The 22,721-nt window shown below is 65.1% G+C and carries 20 protein-coding genes and 1 tRNA gene; 14 read left to right on the top strand and 7 right to left on the bottom strand.

Annotated elements, in window-relative coordinates; all coding sequences use genetic code 11:
• Nucleotides 1-147: 147 nt before the first annotated feature.
• Both CXY72_RS07085 and gndA read right to left on the bottom strand, forming a co-directional pair.
• Nucleotides 148-513, bottom strand: coding sequence for a hypothetical protein (locus CXY72_RS07085; RefSeq protein ID WP_104126991.1), 366 nt, complete (start codon nt 511-513; stop codon nt 148-150).
• Between the two features lie 117 nt (nt 514-630).
• Entirely contained in the window at nt 631-2,088 is a 1,458-nt protein-coding gene (gene gndA, locus CXY72_RS07080; RefSeq protein ID WP_104126990.1) for an NADP-dependent phosphogluconate dehydrogenase, read from the bottom strand.
• A gap of 197 nt (nt 2,089-2,285) precedes the next feature.
• Between gndA and CXY72_RS07075 the strand changes: the two genes are divergently transcribed.
• Together CXY72_RS07075 and CXY72_RS07070 are read left to right on the top strand one after the other, a co-directional pair.
• Entirely contained in the window at nt 2,286-2,798 is a 513-nt protein-coding gene (locus CXY72_RS07075) for a gluconokinase (RefSeq protein ID WP_233197698.1), read from the top strand.
• Nucleotides 2,798-4,198, top strand: a complete 1,401-nt coding sequence (locus CXY72_RS07070; RefSeq protein ID WP_199183978.1) for a GntP family permease — start codon at nt 2,798-2,800, stop codon at nt 4,196-4,198. The genes CXY72_RS07075 and CXY72_RS07070 overlap by 1 nt, the downstream gene beginning before the upstream one ends.
• A 32-nt stretch (nt 4,199-4,230) precedes the next feature.
• On the opposite strand, the gene CXY72_RS07065 is transcribed toward CXY72_RS07070, so the two are convergent.
• Nucleotides 4,231-4,944 (bottom strand): FadR/GntR family transcriptional regulator, encoded by a 714-nt coding sequence (locus tag CXY72_RS07065; protein WP_104126988.1) that lies wholly within the window; start codon nt 4,942-4,944, stop codon nt 4,231-4,233.
• A 279-nt stretch (nt 4,945-5,223) separates the two neighbouring features.
• Between CXY72_RS07065 and CXY72_RS07060 the strand changes: the two genes are divergently transcribed.
• From CXY72_RS07060 to mfd, 3 genes are read left to right on the top strand one after another with little or no spacing between them, the layout of a single operon-like run.
• The gene (locus CXY72_RS07060; RefSeq protein WP_104126987.1) at nt 5,224-5,835 is read left to right on the top strand and encodes a 50S ribosomal protein L25/general stress protein Ctc; all 612 of its coding nucleotides are present in this window, start codon (nt 5,224-5,226) and stop codon (nt 5,833-5,835) included.
• Nucleotides 5,836-5,894: 59 nt separating this feature from the next.
• Nucleotides 5,895-6,479, top strand: coding sequence for an aminoacyl-tRNA hydrolase (pth, locus tag CXY72_RS07055; protein ID WP_104126986.1), 585 nt, complete (start codon nt 5,895-5,897; stop codon nt 6,477-6,479).
• 42 nt (nt 6,480-6,521) lie between these two features.
• The gene (mfd, locus tag CXY72_RS07050; RefSeq protein WP_104126985.1) at nt 6,522-10,151 is read left to right on the top strand and encodes a transcription-repair coupling factor; all 3,630 of its coding nucleotides are present in this window, start codon (nt 6,522-6,524) and stop codon (nt 10,149-10,151) included.
• A gap of 94 nt (nt 10,152-10,245) precedes the next feature.
• On the opposite strand, the gene nhaA is transcribed toward mfd, so the two are convergent.
• Nucleotides 10,246-11,616, bottom strand: a complete 1,371-nt coding sequence (gene nhaA, locus CXY72_RS07045) for a Na+/H+ antiporter NhaA (protein ID WP_104126984.1) — start codon at nt 11,614-11,616, stop codon at nt 10,246-10,248.
• Between the two features lie 138 nt (nt 11,617-11,754).
• Between nhaA and CXY72_RS07040 the strand changes: the two genes are divergently transcribed.
• Nucleotides 11,755-12,561, top strand: a complete 807-nt coding sequence (locus CXY72_RS07040) for a MazG family protein (RefSeq protein ID WP_104127075.1) — start codon at nt 11,755-11,757, stop codon at nt 12,559-12,561.
• Nucleotides 12,562-12,572: 11 nt separating this feature from the next.
• Here the strand turns inward: CXY72_RS07040 and CXY72_RS07035 are convergent, their stop codons facing one another.
• Both CXY72_RS07035 and CXY72_RS07030 read right to left on the bottom strand, forming a co-directional pair.
• A complete protein-coding gene (locus tag CXY72_RS07035; RefSeq protein WP_199183977.1) occupies nt 12,573-13,664 on the bottom strand; it encodes an ABC transporter permease in 1,092 nt (363 codons plus the stop codon).
• Nucleotides 13,661-14,704, bottom strand: a complete 1,044-nt coding sequence (locus CXY72_RS07030; RefSeq protein ID WP_233197697.1) for an ABC transporter ATP-binding protein — start codon at nt 14,702-14,704, stop codon at nt 13,661-13,663. The genes CXY72_RS07035 and CXY72_RS07030 overlap by 4 nt, the downstream gene beginning before the upstream one ends.
• Nucleotides 14,705-14,799: 95 nt before the next feature.
• On the opposite strand from CXY72_RS07030, the gene hisS reads away from it, so the two are divergent.
• The 8 genes from hisS to CXY72_RS06990 all read left to right on the top strand — a co-directional run bounded on the left by hisS (nt 14,800) and on the right by CXY72_RS06990 (nt 22,449).
• Nucleotides 14,800-16,053 carry a histidine--tRNA ligase gene (hisS, locus tag CXY72_RS07025; protein ID WP_104126983.1) on the top strand — a complete coding sequence of 418 codons (1,254 nt, stop codon included), beginning with the start codon at nt 14,800-14,802 and terminating at the stop codon, nt 16,051-16,053.
• Between the two features lie 141 nt (nt 16,054-16,194).
• Nucleotides 16,195-17,475 (top strand): phosphopyruvate hydratase, encoded by a 1,281-nt coding sequence (gene eno, locus CXY72_RS07020; RefSeq protein ID WP_104126982.1) that lies wholly within the window; start codon nt 16,195-16,197, stop codon nt 17,473-17,475.
• Between the two features lie 116 nt (nt 17,476-17,591).
• Nucleotides 17,592-18,110 (top strand): septum formation initiator family protein, encoded by a 519-nt coding sequence (locus tag CXY72_RS07015; protein WP_104126981.1) that lies wholly within the window; start codon nt 17,592-17,594, stop codon nt 18,108-18,110.
• A complete protein-coding gene (locus tag CXY72_RS07010; RefSeq protein WP_104126980.1) occupies nt 18,107-18,649 on the top strand; it encodes a DUF501 domain-containing protein in 543 nt (180 codons plus the stop codon). The genes CXY72_RS07015 and CXY72_RS07010 overlap by 4 nt, the downstream gene beginning before the upstream one ends.
• Nucleotides 18,646-20,004, top strand: a complete 1,359-nt coding sequence (locus tag CXY72_RS07005; protein ID WP_233197696.1) for a S8 family serine peptidase — start codon at nt 18,646-18,648, stop codon at nt 20,002-20,004. Before CXY72_RS07010 ends, CXY72_RS07005 begins: the two co-directional genes overlap by 4 nt.
• A gap of 25 nt (nt 20,005-20,029) precedes the next feature.
• Nucleotides 20,030-21,514 (top strand): NAD(P)/FAD-dependent oxidoreductase, encoded by a 1,485-nt coding sequence (locus tag CXY72_RS07000; RefSeq protein ID WP_104126979.1) that lies wholly within the window; start codon nt 20,030-20,032, stop codon nt 21,512-21,514.
• 74 nt (nt 21,515-21,588) lie between these two features.
• Nucleotides 21,589-21,665: transfer RNA gene (locus tag CXY72_RS06995), tRNA-Leu, on the top strand.
• A 187-nt stretch (nt 21,666-21,852) separates the two neighbouring features.
• The gene (locus CXY72_RS06990; protein WP_233197695.1) at nt 21,853-22,449 is read left to right on the top strand and encodes a GNAT family N-acetyltransferase; all 597 of its coding nucleotides are present in this window, start codon (nt 21,853-21,855) and stop codon (nt 22,447-22,449) included.
• 21 nt (nt 22,450-22,470) lie between these two features.
• Here CXY72_RS06990 and CXY72_RS20050 read toward each other — a convergent pair.
• A partial coding sequence (locus CXY72_RS20050; RefSeq protein WP_233197694.1) for a hypothetical protein occupies nt 22,471-22,721 on the bottom strand: 251 nt, incomplete at its 5' end.

Genomic DNA, 22,721 nt, shown 5'->3' with positions numbered 1-22,721 from the left:
GCCTCATGCTCGGCTGGTTTTGGGAGGCGGTGGCTGCGGCCATCGCCTCTGCTCATCTCACCGCGTCGAAAGACCGAACTGCACGACCCCGCGGTGCTGACCCGTCGAAAACCACGGGTCGACGGCTCCGACGAATACGAAAGGTCGCTACGTGCGGGTGCCCGGAGTGATCTGGCGTGGAGCGGAGGGGATGATCCCGAGCGGTGTCACAAAGGTTTCGCGCTCGTTCTGATCGACGGCGTAGCACTGCCAGCCGAAGCCGCCGGGACCGGTCAGGTCGAAGCGAGCGTCGAAGTCGACCGCAAAGGGATAATACTGGGCGACCGCGGTCGCACAGGCGTTGGCGGCGGTGTCGGAGGCGACCCGCATAGTGGTGAGTATGCCCGGCACAACCAGGGCGATCAACCCGAGCACCACGACGATCCGCAAAATGGACGCGAAATGCTTGCCGCGCAGCGGGCGGTAGTTATCGTTCGGCTCGTAGCCGGAAAGCTCGGGGTGATCATCAGTCATAAGTACTGTCATTCTTCCAGACCCTCGTGTGAAGTGACCGGTTAACCCAAGCCGGCCGGCGGCATCCGCTCAGCCCGACGAGGGTGAGCGGATGCTGCCGGCCGGCAGCACGGATGGTCAGTGCGTGGACGCCTCAGTGACGATCTCGGTGCGGTCGCCGGACCACAGGGTGTGGAAGGTGCCGGGCATGTCGACTCGGTGATAGGTGTGCGCTCCGAAGAAGTCGCGCTGTCCCTGCACCAAAGCGGCGGGCAGCCGCTCACTCGCAAGCGAGTCGAAGTAGCTCAGGCTGGCACCGAAGCCGGGAACCGGGATGCCCGAGAGCGCCGCGGTCGAGACGACGCGGCGCCAGGCTGCCTCGCCGGCGGCGACGGCCGCGGCGAAGTACGGGTCGACGAGCAGGCTCGAGATCGACGGGTCGTTATCGTAGGCGGTCACGATGCGGTTGAGGAACTGGGCGCGAATGATGCACCCGCCACGCCAGATGGTCGCGATGGCGCCCTTGTCGATGTTCCAGTCGTACTTGGTCGCTCCGGCGATGATCGCGTCGAAACCCTGCGCGTACGCGACGATCTTCGACGCGTAGAGCGCCTGGCGTACGTCTTCCTGGAAGGTGTGGCCGACGACGGCGATCTCGGGCCGCGCGGTGATGCTGGCACGCACCGGTCCGCGCTGCTCGGGGTGGCTTGAGACGGCGCGGGCGAAAACCGCCTCGGCGATACCGCCGACCGGAACGCCGAGGTCGAGGGCATTCTGCACGGTCCAGACCCCGGTTCCTTTGGAGCCGGCCTCGTCGAGCACGACGTCGATGAACGGCTGGCCGGTTTTGGCGTCGACCTGGCGCAGAATCTCCGCGGTGATTTCGATCAGGTAGCTGTTGAGCTCCCCATCGTTCCAGTCCGTGAAGATATCGGCGATGGCTTCGGGGGAGTGCCCGCCGACCTTGCGCAGCAGGTCGTAGGCCTCGGCGATGAGCTGCATGTCGGCGTATTCGATGCCGTTGTGGATCATCTTGACGAAGTGGCCGGCGCCGTCGGTGCCGATGTGGGTGACGCAGGGCACGCCGTCGACGACGGCGGCGATGGATTCAAGAATGGGTCCGAGGGTCTTGTACGCCTCAACCGAGCCGCCGGGCATGATGCTCGGGCCGTTGAGGGCGCCCTCTTCGCCACCGGAGATACCGGCGCCGACGAAGTTTATGCTTTTGGCGCTTTGCTCTTTTTCGCGACGGATGGTGTCGGTGAAGTCGGCGTTGCCGCCGTCGACGATGATGTCGCCGGGTTCGAACAGCTCAGAGAGCTGAGAGATGACGGCGTCGGTTCCGCGGCCGGCCTGCACCATGATGATCGCGGTGCGCGGCTTGGTCAGCGAGGCGACGAAATCGGCAATGTTCTCGGAGGCGACGAAATTCGCCTCGGGGTGCTCGGTCGTGAGTAGGCGGGTGCGTTCGGGGGAGCGGTTGTAGACCGCGACGGTGTTTCCCTCGCGTCCGGCGAGGTTACGGGCCAGGTTGGAACCCATCACCGCCAGACCGACGACACCGATATTTGCCTGTGCTTGCCGTGACTCTGACACGTTTTCTCCTTCGGGGCTGCGTTGAACAGACCACCTACGAGTTTAGCGCATGGGCCTGAATGGTCCCACAAGCGGGGCACAAGCACGATTTCGTAGAAACAGATATAAATGTTATTTTGAACGTTGTAATCAGATTTAATGCGTGCCCGTTGCGCCACGATCCGATGTAATGAAGCAGCGGCCCTCGGAGGAACACCATGCCTGATCACTTTCACATTCCCATCATCGTGATGGGGGTTCAGGGGTGTGGTAAGTCCACTGTCGGTCTCGCCTTGGCGCAGGCCCGCGGCCTGCGTTTTCTCGACGGTGACGACCTGCACAGCGTGGCCGCGCGCACCAAGATGGCGTCCGGGCATCCTCTTACCGATGAGGATCGCCTGCCGTGGCTCACCCGCATCGCCGAGATGATAGCGGACGCCGTCGCCCAGGGTAAACCCGTTGTCGTCGCCTGCTCCGCCCTCAAGCGCAGCTACCGCGATCTTCTGCGCGCCGTCGTGCCGACGCTCGTCTTCGCTGAGCTGTACGGCAGCCGTGAGCTCATCGCCGAGCGTCTCACCCACCGCAACCACGAATACATGCCACCCACACTTCTCGACTCGCAATTTGCGACCCTCGAACCTCTCGCGGCCGACGAAGCGGGACTCCGCGTCGACCTCATCCACACCCCCGACGAACTCGTCGGCTTGATCCACAAAGGGATAGCTCACTGATGACCGATCTTGAAATGAACTGGGTGCTCGGCACCCCCGCTTTGCTCGGCGTTGCCGCCGGCGCGATCGCGGTGCTCCTCGTGCTCATCATGAAGTTCAAGGTGCACGCGTTCTTGTCGCTGATCATCGTGAGTCTGCTGACCGCGGTCGCCACCGGAATTCCGACCGCCCGTCTCATGCCCACCCTGCTTGAAGGCTTCGGCGGCACCCTGGCCGGGGTCGCCCTGCTCGTCGGCCTGGGAGCCATGCTTGGCCGAATGCTGGAAACCAGCGGTGGAGCGCAGGTGCTGACGGATGCCCTGATCACCAGGTTTGGCGAACGGCGCGCGCCGATCGCTCTCGCCGTTGCCTCGCTTATGCTCGGTTTTCCGATCTTTTTCGACGCCGGCCTGGTCGTCATGCTGCCGATCATCTTCGCCGTCGCCCGTCGCCTCGGCGGATCGTTCCTCGGCTATGCGTTTCCGTCGGCCGTGGCTTTCTCGGTTATGCACATCTTCGTGCCGCCGCACCCGGGGCCCGTCGCAGCGACCGGCTTGCTCGGCGCCGACGTCGGACTCGTTTTGATCTTCGGACTTCTGGTCGCTCTGCCCACCTGGTACGTCGTCGGCCACCTGTTCGGCGGGTACGTCGGTCGCAAGTACGACATCCCTGTGCCGGCCATACTGCGCGGCAGCACCGGTGACTTCACCGAGTTCGCCTCCGCGCCCCGCGTGGGCATCATCATGACGCTGCTTCTGCTGCCGATCGGGTTGATCTTTCTCAACACCGGTCTGAACATGGCGGCAACCGCCGGGCTCGTCTCCCTCGACGACGCCTGGGTGCAGGTCCTGCGTGCCATCGGCGAGACCCCGGTCGCCCTGCTCATCACCGTGGTGCTTGCCATGGCCCTGCTGGGCTGGAAAAAGCGCAAGTCGGCCACCCTCGTAGAATCCGTTGTGGACAGCGCGCTCGGCCCGGTCTCGGCCGTCATCCTCATCACCGGCGCCGGCGGAATGTTCGGCGGCGTGCTCCGTGCCAGCGGCATCGGCACTGCCTTGGCCGAATCGCTTGACGCGATCGGTCTGCCCGTCATCGTGGCCGGTTTTGTGATCGCCGCTCTGGTGCGCATTGCGCAGGGCTCGGCCACGGTGGCCCTGACCACCACAGCGGCGCTTCTGCAGCCGGTCGTGATGGGCAATCCCGCGTTCAACCCGGTCGAACTCGCCGCCATCGTGTTGGCCCTCGCCGCCGGGTCGGTTTTCGCTGGGCACGTCAACGATTCCGGCTTCTGGCTGGTCAGCCGCTTCTTCGGTATGGACACGAAAACCACGCTCAAGACCTGGACGGTCGGTCAAGCCCTCGTCGGAATCGTTGGCTTCACGATTGCCGCGGCCATCTACCTCCTGGCCAGCCTGTTCTAATCTGATCGGTTCGCACGGTGCCCGCCCGCGCTCTAGAAGAAAATGCGGGCCGTGTGCACCCAGGACTCTTCTACTTCAGCGATGGTGCGCCGCATGATCAGTTCCATCGATTCGCGGGCACGCACGGGGTGGCCGCCCTGAATGGCGTCCGCCACGTCGACGTGCCACTGCAGCGCGGTTTCGTGTGGGTGGGCTGGCATGAGGCCGAGGCCGGTGCGCCCCGAGAGTACGGCGGCGATCACCTCGTCGAGCTTGGCGAACATTTCGTTGCCTGATCCGTGCAGCACGAGGCGGTGAAAATGGATATCCAGAGCCAGAAATTGTTCGAGGTCACCGGAACGTCCCACCGTGCGCATTTGCGCAGCCACGCTCATGAGCTCGCCCGACATCGCCTGTGGGCAGTGTTGGGCGGCCAACTCGGCGGCCATCGGCTCGACGGATGCCCGCAGCTCGGTAAGGGAGCGCAACTGCGCGCCCCGGCCCGCTCCGGCCAAACGCCAGCGGATGAGTACCGGGTCGAACGCATTCCACCCTGACTGCGGACGCACCCGAATTCCGACGCGCTTGACCGACTCGACCAGGCCCATCGCAGCGAGCACGCGTATCGCCTCGCGCACGACCGATCGACTGACCCCCTGAGCGCGCTCGATCTGCTCTGAGAGCATGACCGTTCCGGCCGGCGTGTAGCCGTCGACGATGGGGGTGCCCACCGCGTCGATCACGCGGTTGTGCAGGCTCGATGACATGCTCCGACCCTAACGTCTGCCGAGGCGCAGTCGCAGCCGCAGCAGCGACACGCCCGGGGCACAGCACCGGCCCGAACGGTGTAAGCTTAGGTACGAACTTCGGCGAGGGATTCTGCCGGGCCAGACTGTTGGACCGGCGGCATCCGTGATCGACGCGGCGGACGAGGCCTTGGGCTTTTCCTCACGCTGACATGCGTTCGAGTTGAATCAGTACCCCTCTTTCTCGGGCTTCGACCCGCGAACCACGACCGGGGCTCACGCCCCGCAAGGAGAAATATCATGGCTAGAGAAGTTACCGCTGTCGTCGCTGAACTGCGCGAAAGCTTTGGCAAGGGCGCGGCCCGTAAGCTGCGGGTGCTCGGCAAGATTCCTGCCGTCATCTACGGCCACGGCACCGAGCCGGTGCACGTGTCGCTGCCCGCCCACCGCATCGCCCTGTTGCTGCGTCGCGCCAACATGCTCCTTGAGCTCGATATTGCCGGCGCCAAGCAGCTCGTGCTGGTCAAGGACGTGCAGAAGGACCCGGTGAAGGCCATCATCGAGCACATCGACCTCGTCGTCGTGCGCAAGGGCGAAAAGGTCCAGGTTGAAGTTCAGGTGCACATGTCGGGCGAGTCCTTCGCTGGCACGGTCGCCGACTTCGATACCAAGACCCTGCTGCTCGAGGTCGAAGCGACCGACATCCCCGAGAACGTCACCGTGTCGATCGAAGGCCTCGAAGACGGCGCCCAGGTTCACGCCAAGGACGTTCCGCTGCCCTCCGGCGCCACGTTGATCTCCGATGAAGAGGCCCTCGTCGTCTACATCCACACCCCGCGCGGTGAAGATGAAGAAGATGCCGAGACCGAGGTCATCACCGCCGGAACGCCGGCCGCCACGCCCGCCGCGTAGTAAAAGCACTCATCAACTGGTTCCGTCTGGGTTTTCACCCCGGCACACGGAGGACTCCCCTGGATACGAACCAGTGGCTCGTAGTCGGGCTCGGCAACCCCGGGCCCGACTACGCCGGCAACCGGCACAACGTCGGTCAGATGGTGACGGCGCAGCTCGCCGACCGCCTCTCGTCACACTTCAAGCGTCACAAAACGGCCGCCCTCGTTGCCGAAGGGCGCCTCGCGCCCGGCGCACCCAAACTGGTGCTGGCCAAGCCCACCACATTCATGAATGTCTCCGGCAGCCCGGTTGCCGCGCTGCTGCGCTTCTACTCACTGCCCGTGTCCCGGCTCATCGTCGTGCACGATGACCTCGACCTGCCCTTTGACACGCTCAAGATCAAGGTCGGCGGCGGTCACGGTGGCCACAACGGGCTGCGCGACATTATCGCTGCCACCGGAACCAACGACTTCATTCGCATTCGCATGGGTATCGGGCGCCCGCCCGGCCGCCAGAATCCGGCCGACTTCGTGCTGCATGACTTTGCTGCCGCCGAGCGCACCGTTCTGCCCAATCTGATAGCGGATGCCGCCGACGCGATCGAGCTGATCGCCACCGACGGTGTCGTGGCGGCCCAGCAGAAGTTCCACTCGCCGTCCTGAGGCCAGTTCGGCGCTGTCGGTGCCAGTGCGTAGACTCATTCAGTGATCCTTCAGGGCTTAATCGCAGCGCTCGCACGCGCCTCCACGTTCGATAACGCCCTCGCCTACGCCAGCCGGGACGCTGATTTCTCGCTGACCGAGGGCCTGCGCGCCGCGCTGCTGGCCGCTCTGCTCGACCTCCGCCGTGATGATGCCCAGGCACTGTTCGTCATCACGCCGACCGGCCGCGAATCGGAAGCGATCCGCGAAAACCTCGGCTGCTTCGCCACCAGCGCCGAAATCATCGACTTTCCGGCCTGGGAAACCCTGCCGCACGAACGCCTGAGCCCGAGTGCCGAGATCGTCGGCAAGCGCCTCTACGCCCTGCGCCGCATGCGCGAATGGCAGGAAGCCGAGCCGGCCACGCGGCATCCGCTGATCGTCGTCGCCTCGGTACGGGCCGCATTGCAGCCAGTCGCCGACAACCTCACCGACTACGAACCGATCGAGCTCACCATCGGCGCGCGCGGCCACGACCTCGCGGCGATCGTGCTGCAGCTGGTCAACCTCGCTTACGCCCGCGTCGACATGGTCACCCGGCGCGGCGAGTTCGCCGTGCGCGGTGGCATCCTCGACGTCTTTCCGCCGGTCGCATCACACCCGTACCGGGTCGAGTTCTTCGGCGACGAGGTCGAACAAATTCGCCTGTTCAGCGTCGCCGACCAGCGATCCCTGGCCGAGGTCGTCGACACGGTCAGTCTGCCGCCCAGCCGGGAACTGCTGCTCAGCCCCGCCGTGCGGCAACGCGCCCGCGAGATGCAGCATGAATTCCCCAGCCTGGCCGGTCTGCTCGCCAAGATCGCCGAGGGTATTCCGGTCGAGGGCATGGAAAGCCTCGCGCCGGCGCTGGTCGACCGGCTGGTGCCCGTCACCCACTACCTGCCGACCAACGCCGCCGTTGCCGTCCTCTCGCCGGAACGGGTCGCAAGCCGAGCAATCAGCCTCGCCGAGACCAACCGTGAGTTTCTCGGCGCCGCCTGGAGCGCAGCCACGGCCGGCGCCGACGCCCCGATCGACCTGGAATCGGGCGACTTTCTCACCCTCGGGCGCCTGCGCGACAGCGTGACGTACTCGGCGCCGGGCGCACCGGCCTCCGGTCACAACTGGTGGACCCTGAGCACGTTCCAGGCCGCACCGACCGATGCGCCGGTTTTACCCGAACACCGCGAGATGGACGAGCTGCTCACCATTCGCATCGAAGCAGACGCCGTTCCCACCTTCGCCGGCAGCGTCGACGGAGCCGTGGGTCACGTCGCCTCCCGGCTGCACGACGGCTGGGTCGTCGGCATAGTGGCCCAGGGCGCCGGCCTGGTCGAACGGGCCGCCCAGGTGCTCGCCGAACGCGAGCTGCCGGCGCGGGTGGTGGAGGTATGGCCGCTCGAACCGGAACCGGGCATCGCGTACCTGCTCAAGGCATCCGTCGACCACGGTTTTGAGCTGCCGCAGAGCAAGCTCGCGCTGATCAGCGAGTCGGAGTTCTACGGGCGCACCGTCGGGTACTCCGCGCGGCAGATCAAGAAGCTCGCCAGCCGCCGCAAGAACGTCGTCGACCCGCTGCAGCTCGTGGCCGGCGACCACGTGGTGCACCAGACGCACGGCATCGGCCGTTTTCTCGAATTGACGCAGCGTGAGGTGTCCAGCGGAGGCCGTAATCCGGTCAAGACCACCCGCGAATACCTCGTGCTGGAGTATGCACCGTCGAAGCGCGGGCACGCCGGCGACCGGCTGTACGTGCCGACCGACCAGCTCGACCTCGTCACCCGCTATGTCGGCGGCGAGGCACCGGCCCTGAGCAAGATGGGCGGCAGCGACTGGTCGAGCGCCAAGACCAAGGCGCGCCGAGCAGTACGCGACATTGCCGTTGAGCTCGTCAAATTGTATTCGGCGCGTATGGCCAGCAGAGGTCACGCTTTCGGACCGGATACCCCCTGGCAGCGTGAGCTCGAAGAGGCGTTTCCTTTCGTGGAGACCCCCGACCAGCTCACCACCATCGACGAGGTCAAGGCCGACATGGAACGGCCCATCCCGATGGACCGGCTGCTCAGCGGCGACGTCGGCTTCGGCAAGACCGAGGTGGCCATTCGTGCCGCCTTCAAGGCCGTACAGGACGGCAAACAGGTTGCCATGCTCGTGCCGACCACCCTGCTGGTCAGCCAGCACATGGAGACCTTCAAAGAACGCTTCGCCGGATTCCCGATTCACCTGCGCGCCCTGTCACGGTTCCAAACCGATAAGGAATCACGCGAAACCATCGCCGGCATGCTCGACGGCACCGTCGACGTCGTTATCGGCACCCATCGACTATTGTCACCGTCGATCATCTTCAAAGACCTCGGCCTTGTCATCATCGACGAGGAGCAGCGTTTCGGTGTCGAGCACAAAGACGCCCTGAAGAAGCTCAAGACCAACGTCGACATCCTCGCGATGAGCGCGACACCCATCCCACGGTCGCTGGAGATGGCGGTCACCGGCATCCGTGAAATGTCGACCCTGGCCACGCCGCCCGAAGACCGACACCCGATCCTGACCTTTGTCGGGCCGTACTCACAGCGGCAGGTGGCCGCAGCCATCCGTCGGGAGCTGCTGCGCGAAGGCCAGATCTTTTTCGTGCACAACCGGGTCACGAGCATCAACCGCATCGCCACGCAGCTCGCCGAACTGGTGCCGGAGGCGCGCATTGCGATCGCGCACGGGCAGTTGCCGGAGGCGCAGCTGGAACAGGTAGTCGGTGATTTCTGGGAGCGCAAGTTCGACATTCTGGTCTGCACCACGATCATCGAGACCGGCCTCGACATCAATAACGCCAACACCATCATTATCGACCGGGCCGACAAGTTCGGCCTGAGCCAGCTGCACCAGCTGCGCGGCCGGGTCGGGCGTGGGCGCGAACGGGCTTACGCTTACTTTCTCTACGACGAGAACAAGCCGCTGTCGGAGACCGCCCACGACCGGCTCGCCACCATTGCCGCCAACAACGAACTCGGCGCCGGCATGCAGGTGGCCCTCAAGGACCTCGAGATTCGCGGCGCCGGCAACCTGCTCGGCGGCGAACAGGCCGGGCATATCGCCGGTGTGGGCTTCGACCTGTACCTGCGCATGATCGGTGAGGCCGTGAGCACCTTCCGCGGCGACGTCGCCGAGGGACAGACCGAGTTGCGCCTCGAGCTGCCGGTCGACGCGCACATTCCGCACGACTTCGTCGACAGTGAACGGTTGCGCCTCGAGGCCTACCAGAAGCTCTCCAGCGCAAGCTCACCGACGGCGACCGACGACCAGATCGACCTCGTGCTCGACGAGCTCACCGACCGCTACGGCGAACCGCCCGTGCCGGTGCAGAACCTCGTGGCGGTGTCGCGGCTGCGCTGGCAGGCCCAGCACGCGAACCTCAGCGAGGTCGTAGCTATGGGCTCGAACCTGCGCGTAGCGCCGGCCGACCTGGCCGACTCGATTCAGGTGCGCCTGCAGCGGATGTACCCCGGCTCGCGGTACGTGTCCGCGACCGGTGCGCTCAGCGTACCGATGCCGCGCCCGAACGGTGAACCGCTCGATGACAATGCCCTGATCGAGTGGACCAAGACGCTGCTGGCGGCGATCTTCCCGCCGGCCGTGCCGAGCGTGCTCCCGGCCGGCTAACAGTCGGGCAGCACCGCGGCATTAAAGAATGCAGCACCGTCGCTGGGTCAACGACGGTGCTGCGGGTTAGCGGGCGTGCATGTGGATGCTCCGCTTAGCCTTTCGACGCCTGTTCCGGCTGGTAGACATCCGGGATGCCGTCGTTGTCGCTGTCGATGGCCTCCTTCTCAGCAATGCGCCCATAGTGCTGGTTGCGCAAACGCAGGATCACCGCGGCCAGGAGTGCGGCGAGGAGCGAACCGACCAAAATGGCTACCTTGGCATGGTCGTCGTGCGGGCTGCCCTGGCCGAAAGCGAGCTCGCTGATAAGCAGCGACACGGTGAAACCCACGCCGGCCAGCACGGCGACGCCGATGACGTCGATCCAGGCCAGATCAGGGTCGAGCGCCGCCCTCGTGGTCTTGGTCACAATGAAGGTCGCGAGCAACACACCGATCGGCTTGCCAACGACGAGAGCGACAACGATGCCGACCGCGACCGGGTCGGTGAGCGCCCGGTACAGGCCATCGGCGCCGCCGATGGTGACGCCGGCGGAGAAGAAGGCGAACACTGGAATCGCGAATCCGCTGGAGAGCGGGCGAATGCGATGTTCCAAAGTTTCGGCCAGACCGGGCCCGGCGTCGGGCCCGCCGCCACGTTTGCTGCGCAGCACCGGCACGGCAAAGCCGAGAAGTACACCGGCTACGGTCGCGTGCACGCCAGAACCGTGCACGAGCGCCCAGACAATGAAGCCGAGAGGCAGCAGTATCAGCCACGCTGTCCAGGCTCTGGTGCCGAAGAAGTAGGAGAATTTGTGGGTCAACATCCAGAACAGCGCGATCAGGACCAGGGCCAGCACGAGTGGCAGAACGGCGATGTCGTCCGTGTAAAAGAAGGCGATGATCGTGATGGCGAGCAAATCGTCGACCACGGCGAGAGTCAGCAGAAAGATGCGCAGCGCCGGCGGAAGCTTCGACCCAATAACGGCGAGGACGGCAACGGCAAAGGCGATGTCGGTCGCGGTGGGAATTGCCCAGCCGCGCAGTGTTTCGGCGCCCGACTCGAGGTTGATGAGTACGTAGATGAGGGCCGGGACGATCACGCCACCGACGGCGGCGGCTACGGGAACGATGGCACGGCTCACACTACGCAGATCGCCGGCGACGAACTCACGTTTTAGCTCGAGACCGGCGAGAAAGAAGAAGATCGCCAGCAGGCCGTCGGCCGCCCATGCGCCGAGGCTCAGTTGCAGGTGCCACGGCTCGTAACCGATTTTGAAGTCGCGCAATGCGTAGTACGCGTCTGAGAGGCCAGAGTTGGCCATGATCAGGGCGGCCACGGTCGCGGCCAGCAAAATGGCACCACCAACGGTTTCTTTACGCAAAATACTGGAGATGCGCACGACTTCGCTGTGGCTGCCGCGACGCAGGATGGTCGTCGACGACGGGGTCGATTTGGGCGTGGGCTGGCGGAATGGTTTGGTCATAATAAATCCTCTGGTATTTCCGGCGCGCTCGTAATGTGCCGACCAGACTTCCCGGCTCACCGTCACCCAGAATACACGAGGCAGCTGAGCGCCCCCAAGAGGCCGTTTACGATGGAACCGATCGAGGAGTGCACAACCATGACAGATCCGTTGTTTTCATCAGCCCGAGCCTCGCTGCCGGAATCGAACCCGCCAGCGCCGCGGGCGGCAGACGGCGTCGCGCATCTGGCATCCACTGTTCCGCCACACGCAACGCAACCGGCCGCAACATCCCTCGAGACCCTCATCGCGACCGTCGCGCGGCTGCGTGCGCCCGGCGGATGCCCGTGGGACGCCGACCAGACGCACGCCTCGCTCGTGCGCTACCTGGTCGAGGAGACCCACGAACTGATCGAGGCGATCGAAGACGGCAGCCGGGACGACCTGCTCGAAGAGCTGGGTGATGTGCTCTACCAGGTGCTGTTCCACGCCGACCTGGCTGCCCATACCCCGGAGGAGAACTTCGATATTCACGATGTCGCCGCTCGCTTGACCGAAAAAATGATCGGGCGGCACCCGCACGTGTTCGGGGACCTCACCCTCGAGACGGCCGAGGAGGTGTCGGCTGCCTGGGACGGTTTCAAGGCCGAGGAGAAGCCGGGGCGCACGAGTGTGCTGGACGGCATCCCGGCCGGCATGCCAGCGCTCGCCCTGGCCGACAAGGTGCTTGGCCGGGCTGAGAAGATCGGCCTGCTTGAAGCGGATGCCGGTTTCCCGCTTCCGATCGAGTCCGAGGCTGATCTCGGACCGTTGCTCTTGGCCATCGTGGCATCCGCCCGGGCCCAGGGCCTCGACGCCGAACGAGCGCTGCGAACCGCCGTGCGCGATCTGCAATCTGAGATTCGTGGTGCCGAGCATCCGGCCGCCGATGCCTTCGATGCCGGCATCGTCGCACTGCCGACCTAGCCTTCCGCTGGCTAGGCGATGCGACTGCCTGCCGCCAGGTGCGTCGCCGGGGTTCGGGTGCGGCGCCAAGCCCAGGCCAGGGCGCCCGCGCCAAGCACTACGTGAATGAAGAGGCCGATGAACCAGCTGGGCACCGCGCCGTCGTAGGTCTCCTGCGGTGTGGGACCGATGCCGGATTGCTGGTTAGCGTACCCCTTGGCGGCCTCATCGCATCCGTTGTACTCGGTATACAGCTCTGGCGCGGCCTGCGCGCCACGCACGCCGACGGCGATCTGACCGAACAGGTCGGTGGGGCGGCCGCCCTCGTCGAAGCTGCCGGGCGAGGCATCTGCTACCACCACGTACGGGTTCGCCGCGAGGATCCACCAGAAATAGTCGAAGCGCGGCACGGTGTAGGTCGAGGTCTGGGCGGTGGAGCAGACGATGTCCGACTGCTTGCCGGTCTGCTGGTCGTAGGTTGACTGCACGACCTGGTAGTTCACGCTTGTCGCCTCCTGCTGCGTGGCAGTGCCGAGCAGGGCGAACGCAATGGGCGTGCCGAGGCTGAGGGCCGCGACCAGGAGGTAGGTCAGCACGATCGAAAACAGCGGTCGGTTCAGGATGCCTGACAACCCCACACCGACCGCCGCGATCACACCCAACTCGGCCGCGAGCACCAGCATCGACACGCTGATCGTGCCGAGCGAAACTTCGCCGAGAACGACCGCGAAGATGAGAAACGGCAACGCCGCCGCCAGAAACGCGAGCGCGGTGATCCAGGCGGCCAGAAACTTACCGAGAACGAGCTGCCCGGTGCTGATGAGCGTGACCTGCGTCGTGGCGAGGGTGCCGATATCCCGGTCACCGTTGATGGCGTTGCCCGACAGTGCCGGCGACACCAATGTTGCTAGCAGCAGCACAAAGAAAATGATGGTCGAGAACACCCCGCCGCCGCCGGATAGCCAAGCCGAGGTAGCCAGCCAGAGCAGAAACGTGACGATGCCCACGAGCAGCATGAAGACGCCCAGCAGTACGTACCAGGAGACGCCGCGCACCCGCTGGCGCAGTTCCAACGTGACGATCAACCAGAGTCCGGTCAGGAACAGGCGATTGCGGTCGTTCATGGCGTGACCTCCGGGTTGACGACGACAGAACTATGTCGCGCCGGTCTGTCCCGCGTGAGGTCGAGAAAAGTGTGTTCGACGTTGCCGACGGCCGGCCCGAAATCGCACACCGGAACCCCGCTCAGCACCAAATTATGCAGTAGGGCGGCTGCGGAAGCTTCATTTTCGACCTGTACGAGGGTGCCGAGCTGGTCCACGCCGAGAACCTGTACGAGGGCGCCGACCACGCCAGGCGTAGCCAGCGCACGTTCCAACGCTGACTCATCGAGGGAGCGGATGCGCCAGGCTCTGGCACTCGCGCCCGCCGCGGCCACCTGTTCCGGGCTGGCCGTGCGCCCGTCGGCGAGGTACACCGCGGCATCTGCCATCTCGTCGAGCTCGGCGAGTACGTGGCTGGACACGAGAATCGCGGCGCCCTCGCCGGCCAGGCGGCGCAGCAGCTGGCGCAGCGAAGCACGGGCTGCAGGGTCGAGGCCGGAGGCCGGCTCGTCGAGCAGCAGGACTCCGGGGGAGTGCACGAGCGCCCGGGCCAGGCTCAGGCGTTGTTTCTGGCCGCGCGACAGCACCCGCGATGGCCGGTCGGCGAAGTCACCGAGGTCGGTCAGCGCGATCAGCGCGTCGGCGCGCACGGCGGCCTGTTCGCCGGTCATGCGGTACATGCGGCCCGTGGTCACAAGCGCCGCCCGGGCGCTCAGGCTCGGCCATGAGCCGAGGGTGTCGGGCATCCAGCCCATGAGCGCGCGCACCCGCTCCGGTTCGGTGACCGGGTCGTGACCGTTGATGCGGATGCTGCCCGTATCGGGGGTGAGCAGCGTGGCGAGCATGAGCAGCAGCGTGGTTTTGCCCGAGCCGTTCGGCCCGATCAGGGCGGTGACCGACCCGGCCGGAACGGTCAACGTGGCATCGAGCAGTGCGGGCACGCTGCCAAACGATCGACTGACCCCGGTCACCGCGATGCCGCTCGGCACGATCCCGTTCGGGCCGTCAGGCCCGCCAAGCCGGTCAGACCCGCCAGGCCCGAAAACTGTCGTCACCGACATCGACACACCCCCGCTTGTTTCCCCCGAGTCTAGGGTGCACTCCCGTTCGGGGGTGGACGGTGAATCGCGTCGACAGCACCTGAGAGAATTACCCCATGGCTATTGCAGTAACCCCGCCGCGCGGCATGCGCGATTTTCTCCCCGCCGATAAGGCCGTGCGCGAGCGTTCTCTCGGCATCATCCGCGACAGTTTTCGGGCGCATGGCTTCGACGAGATTGAAACCCCGGTCATGGAAGACTCCGACCGGCTGCACGCAGGGCTCGGCGGCGACAACGAGAAGCTTGCCTTCGCGGTGCTGAAGCGCGGCCTCAGCCCAGCGGATGTGGCGGCTGCAGCCGAGCAAAATGACCTCTTGTCCCTGGCCGACCTCGGACTGCGCTTTGACCTCACTGTTCCGCTCGCCCGGTTCTACGCCACCCACCGCGCCGCACTGCCCGCCGTGTTCAGGTCGATCCAGATCGCCCCGGTCTGGCGGGCCGAGCGCCCGCAGAAGGGGCGCTACCGCCAGTTCATGCAGTGCGATATCGACATCATCGGCGAGGCCGGCCCGCTCGCCGAGATCGAACTGATCACCGCCACGGCCGCGACGCTCGACCAGCTCGGCCTCGACGGGTGCTCCATTCGCATCAATGACCGGCGCATCCTCAGCGCCCTGCTCGCCTATTGGAATGTCGCTGCTGAACTGACCGAACGGGCCTTGATCGTGATCGACAAGCTCGACAAGATCGGCGTCGACGGCGTCGCCACCGAACTGGGCACCCTCGGCATCGACGCCCCCGACCTGGCCACGCTGCTCACCGAACTCGGATCCGGTGGCTGGTCCCTCGGCGACAGCGCCCCGAAGTGGCTTGACACTACGGCGTTCGCTGACCTCACGAACCTGCGCGCAGCCCTTCCCGGCGTCGACCTGGTCTTCGACCCGACCCTGGTGCGTGGCATGGGATATTACACCGGCACCATCTTCGAGATTTCCCACCCCGACCTGGCTTATTCCCTCGGTGGCGGCGGCCGCTACGACGGCATGATCGGCCGATTCCTCGGCACCGACGTACCCGCCTGCGGATTCTCGATCGGTTTTGAACGCATCGTCGACCTGCTGCAGGCGGATGCCGCATCCGCTCAGCATGCCGTCGTACTCGTTTACGAGAAAGACGCCGATTCGGCCCGTCTGGTCGCGTTCAAGCGTGACCTCATCGCCGGGGGATTGCGGGTGCGTCTGGAACGCCGCACCAAGAACCTCAAGGCCCTGCTCGACCGAGCCGGGGAGGCCGGTTACGGACGCTTCGCGTTCGTGACCGCTGACACGCAGGCCGCTGTCGACCTCGACTTCAAGCCGCTCGGCGCCTGACGCCTGACGCCGCTTCAGCGGATCGGCCGATGCGTTTGGTTAGACTGAAACCGCCTGGATCATCCGGCACACCCTACTTTCATTCGACCAGTACCCCGGCGTCTACCCAGGCGTTCACCCCCGACAAATCAGGAGACAGTTGTGGCCCTAATTGAGGCAGTAGACGCACGCGAAATTCTCGACTCCCGCGGCAACCCGACCATCGAGGTCGAAGTTTTGCTCGGCGACGGAACCGTCAGCCGCGCCGCAGTACCGTCCGGCGCATCCACCGGGGTATTTGAAGCTTATGAGCTGCGCGACGGCGACAAAGCCCGCTACCAGGGCAAGGGCGTGCTCAAGGCCGTCGAAGCAGTGATCGACGACCTCGGCCCAGCGGTCGAAGACATCGACGCGACCGACCAGCGCATTGTCGACCTCGTGCTCATCGAAGCCGACGGCACAGACAACAAGGAGCGCCTCGGCGCCAACGCCATCCTGGGCGTCAGCCTGGCCGTGGCCAAGGCCGCCGCCAGCTCAGCCGGCCTGCCGTTGTTCCGCTACCTCGGCGGCCCGAACGCGCACACCCTGCCGGTGCCCCTGATGAACATCATCAACGGCGGCTCGCACGCCGACAACGATGTCGACATTCAGGAATTCATGATCGTTCCCCTCGGTGCTGAATCGTTCAGCGAGGCGCTGCGCTGGGGCGTTGAGGTCTACCACTGCCTCAAGGCGCTGCTGCAGTCCAAGGGCCTGTCCACCGGCCTCGGCGACGAGGGCGGTTTCGCCCCCAACCTGCCGAGCAACCGGGCCGCGCTCGACCTCATCGTCGAGGCCATCACAATCGCCGGTTACGTTCCCGGCAAGGACATCGCCCTCGCCCTCGACGTCGCCGCGAGCGAATTCTTCACGGACGGCAGCTACAACTTCGAGGGCAAGAAGTTCTCGGCCGAAGAAATGAGCGCGTACTACGCCGAGCTCGTCACCGACTACCCGTTGGTCTCCCTTGAAGACCCGCTCGAAGAAGACGATTGGGACGGTTACGTGCACCTCACCGCATCTCTTGGCGACAAGGTGCAAATCGTTGGCGATGACCTGTTCGTGACCAACCCCGTGCGTCTGGCCAAGGGCCTTACGCTCAAGGCTGCGAACTCCATCCTGGTCAAGGTCAACCAGATCGGTACCCTGACCGAGACGATGGATGCCGTGGCACTGGCGCAGCGCGCCGGCTACACAGCGATCATCTCGCACCGCTCAGGCGAGACTGAAGACACCTTCATCGCCGACCTCGCCGTCGCAACGGATGCCGGCCAGATCAAGACCGGCGCCCCCGCACGCAGCGAGCGCGTCGCCAAGTACAACCAGCTGCTGCGCATCGAAGAAGAACTCGGCGATGCCGCTGTCTACGCGGGCCGCTCCGCGTTCCCCCGCTTCACCGCGTAACACCGCTCGACTTAGCCTGCGGGCTCCCGACCACCGTTTTTCGGCTGGCCGGGGGCCCACAGCCACACTTGCTACCGTTTTCACCAGCACGTTCATCGCCAGCGTAAGGAGTTGTCATGGATCAGAAACGACCGGCCCTACGGCAACCCGTTACTCCAGAGGCCGAAACCCCCGCCGGTGGCTGGCTGCGCAGCATCCGCTTCTCCGGATTTTCGCTCGTGATGATGGTCGTGCTGATCCTCGCCGTCGTGGTGCTCGCGCCGAGCCTGCGCACCTACGCCGAGCAGCGGCAGCAGATCAGCCAGCTCAGTGCCGCTGTGGCCGACCAGAAAGCCGAGGTCGATCGGCTCACAAGCCAGCGAGAGCGCTGGAACGACCGCACCTACGTCACGACGCAGGCACGCGAGCGGTTGTCGTACGTGCTGCCCGGCGACATCAGTTTTCTCGTCATCAACGATCTGCCGGCCGTCGCTCCGCTTGAAGCGGATACGAGCCCGGTCAGCACCAATATTCAAAGCACCACAATTGATTGGCTGGGTTCCTTGTTCGCCTCCACTATGACAGCCGGCCTCGCTCCGCAAGCCGCAGCACCAGCGCCACCAGCGACGGACGCCCCACAGCCGGTGGCTCCGTGACCCGGCCGCCGTTCGATCCGTTCTCTCCAGCCGACATCGATCTTGTTTCGGCCCAGCTCGGTCGCCCTGCCCGCAACGTGGTCGGCATCGCTGCGCGCTGCGTCTGCGGCGCGCCGACCGTGGTCGCCACCGCCCCGCGGCTGGCCGACGGTACTCCGTTTCCTACCCTGTACTACCTGTGCCACCCGGCCGCGACGGCAGCGATCTCCTCGCTCGAAGCGACCCAGGTCATGAACGAATACAACGATCTGCTCGCCGACGATGACGAGGTGCGCGCCGCATACCAAGCCGCTCACGAGAGTTTTCTGTTCGACCGCGAGCAGCTCGGCGCCGTGCCGGAGATCGCTGGGATCTCCTCCGGTGGCATGCCGAGTCGGGTCAAATGCCTGCACGCCCTCGCCGCGCACTCCCTGGCCGCCGGACCCGGCGTAAATCCCATCGGTGACCTCGCGCTGGCGCGTGCGGCCTGGTCGCCGACGGTCTGTGTCTGCCTGGACTACTCCGCCGCAGCCGCGACAGGCAGGACGGTTCCGGAGTGACTCCGACTGCGCGACGAATCAGTAAGTGTCGGACCGGCAGGCGCCGGGCCGGTGGGCGTCGAGTCAGCGCGGGCGTCGCAGTCGCCCTCACCGCAGCGCTCTTCGGCGGCACTGTCGCGGGTTCCGTCGTGCTCGACGCACCCGCCGCGCATGCCGACCAGATTCGTGACCTGCAGTACTGGCTGAACGATTACGGATTCACCGAAGCCTGGAAGACCACGCGGGGCGCTGGCGTCACCGTGGCCGTCATCGACTCCGGGGTCAACGGCAGCGTCCCCGAGCTGAACGGCGTTGTGACCGGGGGAACGGATGTCTCCGGTCTCGGCTCCCCAAACGGCCAAACCCCGGTCGCCGGTGACGACGATGACGGCGAGCATGGCACCCTGGTGGCCTCGCTGCTGGCCGGTCGCGGCACCGGTGACGGCACGGGCCTCATCGGAGTGGCCCCGGAAGCATCCATTCTGGCGGTGTCGGTGGGGTTCGGCAGTACCCGTTCCGCAGTGAGCAACGATGACCAGATCGCGCAGGGCATCCGCTGGGCTGTGGACAACGGCGCCGACGTCATCAATATGTCACTCACCCGGAACACGCTGTATTGGCCGGAGAGCTGGGATGAGGCCTTTCTTTACGCCTTTGACAACGATGTCGTCGTGGTGGCCGCGGCCGGAAACCGGGGGAGCGGCACCACCGAGGTCGGTGCTCCCGCGACGATCCCCGGCGTTCTGACCGTGGCGGGTGTCGACCGCAACAAAACGGCGAGCTTCGATGCGTCCTCGCAGGGCATCACCATCGCCATCGCCGCTCCGAGTGAAAAACTGGTCGGCGTTATGCCCGATTCCAGCTACGTTCAGTGGGACGGAACCAGCGCGGCCGCGCCGATCGTGTCCGGGCTGGTCGCCCTCGTGCGAGCAGCCTATCCAAATCTCGATGCGGCGGGCGTCATGAACCGTGTCATCGCGACCGCGAACGCCAACGGGCAGTCCGTTCCGAGTCCGATCTACGGCAATGGCCTGATCGACGCTGCCGCCGCCGTGACCCGGTATGTCGCTCCGGCGACCGGGGCTACCCCGAGCGCACTACTGACCGAGTGGATCACACTGCACCGTCGTGCCGAAATCGAGGTGGTTCCCACCGAAGTTCCGGTCGCTGAGGCTCCGGTAGTCGCGCACGAGGACCCGCCTCTGCCCGTGCAAAATGTGCTCACGGCCTGGCTTCCGAACCAACTGACCTTGACTTATATCAGTCTGCCGCTCGCTGTACTCGTGGTGTTTGGTATCCTAGTAATGCTGTTAGGCATTGGGGCCACTCGGCACATCAAGCGGATTCGGCGCAACCCCAAAGATTTCGCACAATAATAATCATGTAGGAGGCTTTCTCATCGTGCCCAAAATTCTCATTGTTGGTGGCGGCTACGCCGGGTTTTACACGGCATGGAAGCTCGAGAAATGGCTGCGATCCGGCGAAGCCGAGGTCACCATCGTTGACCCGCTGCCGTACATGACGTACCAGCCCTTCCTTCCGGAGGTCGCTGCCGGATCTATCGAGCCCCGCCACGCGGTCGTGTCTCACCGTCGTCACCTCAAAAAGACCAACGTCGTCTCTGCCAAGGTTTCCTACGTCAACCATGCGGAGAAAACCGCCACGATCACGCCGCCCATCGGCGAGCCGTACGAGTTTGCGTACGACATCGTTGTAGTCACCGCCGGCGCGGTGTCGCGTACGTTCCCCATTCCCGGCATCGCCGACCAGGCCATCGGCCTCAAGACCATCGAAGAGGCCGTCGCTATTCGCGACCGTGTGCTGACCAACTTCGACCGCGCTGCCGCACTGCCAGCCGGCCCCGAGCGTGAACGCCTGTTGACGTTCGTCGTTGTCGGTGGCGGTTTCGCCGGGATCGAGGTGTTTGCCGAGCTGCGTTCCTTCGCCACCTCGCTGCTCACCCTGTACCCGGAGATCAGCTTCGAAGAGACCAACTTTCACCTCATCGAAGCCATGGCCCGCATCATGCCCGAAGTTTCGCTCAAGACGAGCCTGTGGGTCATCGACAACCTAGCCGGCCGCGGCGCGGAGATTCACCTCGACACCCAGCTGACCAGCGCGGTCGACGGCAAGATCGAACTCTCCACCGGAGAGACCTTCGAGACCGACCTCATCGTCTGGACTGCCGGTGTCATGGCCAACCCCACGATCGTGCGTCACACCGACCTGCCCATCGAGGAGCGCGGTCGCCTGCGGGTTCGCGCCGACCTGCGCGTCGGAACCGAAGATGACATCATCGCTGACGCCTGGGGCGCCGGTGACGTGAGCAGCGTTCCTGACCTGAGCGGTGGCGGCGTGGGCGGCAACTGCGTACCCAACGCCCAGCACGCTGTGCGCCAGGGCAAGCTGCTCGCCAAGAACCTGGTTGCCGTGCTGCGCGGCGAAGAGCCCGTGCAGTACCTGCACAAAAACCTGGGTGCCGTCGCCGGTCTCGGCGTCGGTGTGGGCGTGTTCCAGAGCGGCAACCTCGCCATCACCGGACTGCCAGCCTGGTTCGCCCACCGCGGCTACCACGGCCTGGCCATGCCGAGCTGGGAGCGCAAGCTGCGCGTCGTCTGGGGCTGGAGCAACAACGTGTTCCTCGGTCGCGATATTGTCTCGCTTAGCGCCACCGAGAACCCGCGCGCAGTGTTCGAAGAGTTTGCTTCGCGTCCGAAGCCACCGGCACCGGCCGAAGCGCCGGCCGCCAAGGCGCCGACGGCTCCGCGCGCGCCCCGTGCGCCGCGCAAGCCCACGGTCAAGGCTGCTGCAGCAGACGCTGCAGCTCCCACAAAGCAGGCAACCGTCGGGCAGAAGGCGGCCGCTCAGGCATCCGCTACGAAGTAGGTTTTTCGCTGGGTACTGTCGGGCGAGAGCATCGCCCGACGGCACCCGCGCTGTATCCGCCCGTCATCGGGCATGCCCCCATAGCCCAATTGGCAGAGGCAGACGACTTAAAATCGTCACAGTCTGGGTTCAAGTCCCAGTGGGGGCACCACGAATATATCCACGCTGATCACGTTTTTAACTGTGCAATAGATGCCTCAAGCTAAGAGGATGATCACGCTGCAACAGTAAATGTTCGACCGGTATTCGGCTCACGTCTCGACGTGCGCTAACCGTTCGTCTTCCGGGGCACCGTAAGTGCCGCGAGGCCAGGCCCGGCACGGTGAGATGCTGGTGATGTGAAATTGAACAAGAGCACCGATACGCATCCCGTTGTCATCCGGCCCTACGGTCAAGCGGATGCCGCAAACACCGTGGCAATATTCCTTGCTGCGGTAACCGAGACCGCTGCCGCCGACTACTCGCCGGAGCAGATTCAAGCGTGGGCTCGGCCAGGAGCGCGAGATCTTTCCACCTGGCATGCGTCGATGCTGGAGCGGAACAGTTACGTGGCGACCGTGGATGGTGCACCAGCCGGCTTTTCTGATGTGAACTCTGCGGGGTATATCGACATGCTGTTCGTCACGCCCCAATTTCAGCGACGCGGGGTTGCACGCCAACTGATCAGACACGTGGAGACCCACGCGCGCTCGGTGCAGGTGACAGAACTGACAGCCGACGTCAGCATCACAGCCCGCCCCTTCTTCGAGCGCCACGGGTTCACCGTCGAGGCAGAACAGCACCCGGTGAGAGGCGGCGTGCCGCTGACCAATTACACGATGAAAAAGAAGCTCCTCGACAGCGCGGTATGCCTGAACGGGCAGCTTGCCTGCCACACCCAGGACCAAGCGAAAACTGTCCGGGATTACCTACCACCTCACCCTGACCCGCGCTGAACTGGGATGCCGTTCGTGGGGTCAAGCTACCTCGGACATTGAACGCCGTTGCTCCGTGATCGGACTCCAGCTCTCGTCAGTCTGAGCACCTGATCCCACGCCGGAAACCGGACCTGTCCCGGTCAGCATCTCGGACTCATCGTTCTCGCCGTCAGCGGCGCGCGCATACCGCGCGCTCGAAGAGGCCGGCCTGTTAACGCCGACTGAAAATAGGGCCAAGAACGCCAACTGAAAATAGGGCCACCAACCATTATGGAAGGTGATGAAATTGG

The organism is Cryobacterium sp. Y57 (assembly GCF_002929505.1).
Lineage (GTDB): Bacteria > Actinomycetota > Actinomycetes > Actinomycetales > Microbacteriaceae > Cryobacterium.
Note: the sequence above shows the minus strand (reverse complement) of the source record. Positions and strands in the feature narration are given on the sequence as shown.

Excerpts from the sequence above, each read along its gene's own strand:
- CXY72_RS07085 (WP_104126991.1), bottom strand. The coding sequence starts at position 513 with ATGACTGATGATCACCCCGAGCTTTCCGGCTACGAGCCGAACGATAAC.
- CXY72_RS07075 (WP_233197698.1), top strand. The coding sequence starts at position 2,286 with ATGCCTGATCACTTTCACATTCCCATCATCGTGATGGGGGTTCAGGGG.
- CXY72_RS07070 (WP_199183978.1), top strand. The coding sequence starts at position 2,798 with ATGACCGATCTTGAAATGAACTGGGTGCTCGGCACCCCCGCTTTGCTC.
- CXY72_RS07065 (WP_104126988.1), bottom strand. The coding sequence starts at position 4,944 with ATGTCATCGAGCCTGCACAACCGCGTGATCGACGCGGTGGGCACCCCC.
- CXY72_RS07060 (WP_104126987.1), top strand. The coding sequence starts at position 5,224 with ATGGCTAGAGAAGTTACCGCTGTCGTCGCTGAACTGCGCGAAAGCTTT.
- nhaA (WP_104126984.1), bottom strand. The coding sequence starts at position 11,616 with ATGACCAAACCATTCCGCCAGCCCACGCCCAAATCGACCCCGTCGTCG.
- CXY72_RS07040 (WP_104127075.1), top strand. The coding sequence starts at position 11,755 with ATGACAGATCCGTTGTTTTCATCAGCCCGAGCCTCGCTGCCGGAATCG.
- CXY72_RS07035 (WP_199183977.1), bottom strand. The coding sequence starts at position 13,664 with ATGAACGACCGCAATCGCCTGTTCCTGACCGGACTCTGGTTGATCGTC.
- CXY72_RS07030 (WP_233197697.1), bottom strand. The coding sequence starts at position 14,704 with ATGTCGGTGACGACAGTTTTCGGGCCTGGCGGGTCTGACCGGCTTGGC.
- hisS (WP_104126983.1), top strand. The coding sequence starts at position 14,800 with ATGGCTATTGCAGTAACCCCGCCGCGCGGCATGCGCGATTTTCTCCCC.
- CXY72_RS07015 (WP_104126981.1), top strand. The coding sequence starts at position 17,592 with ATGGATCAGAAACGACCGGCCCTACGGCAACCCGTTACTCCAGAGGCC.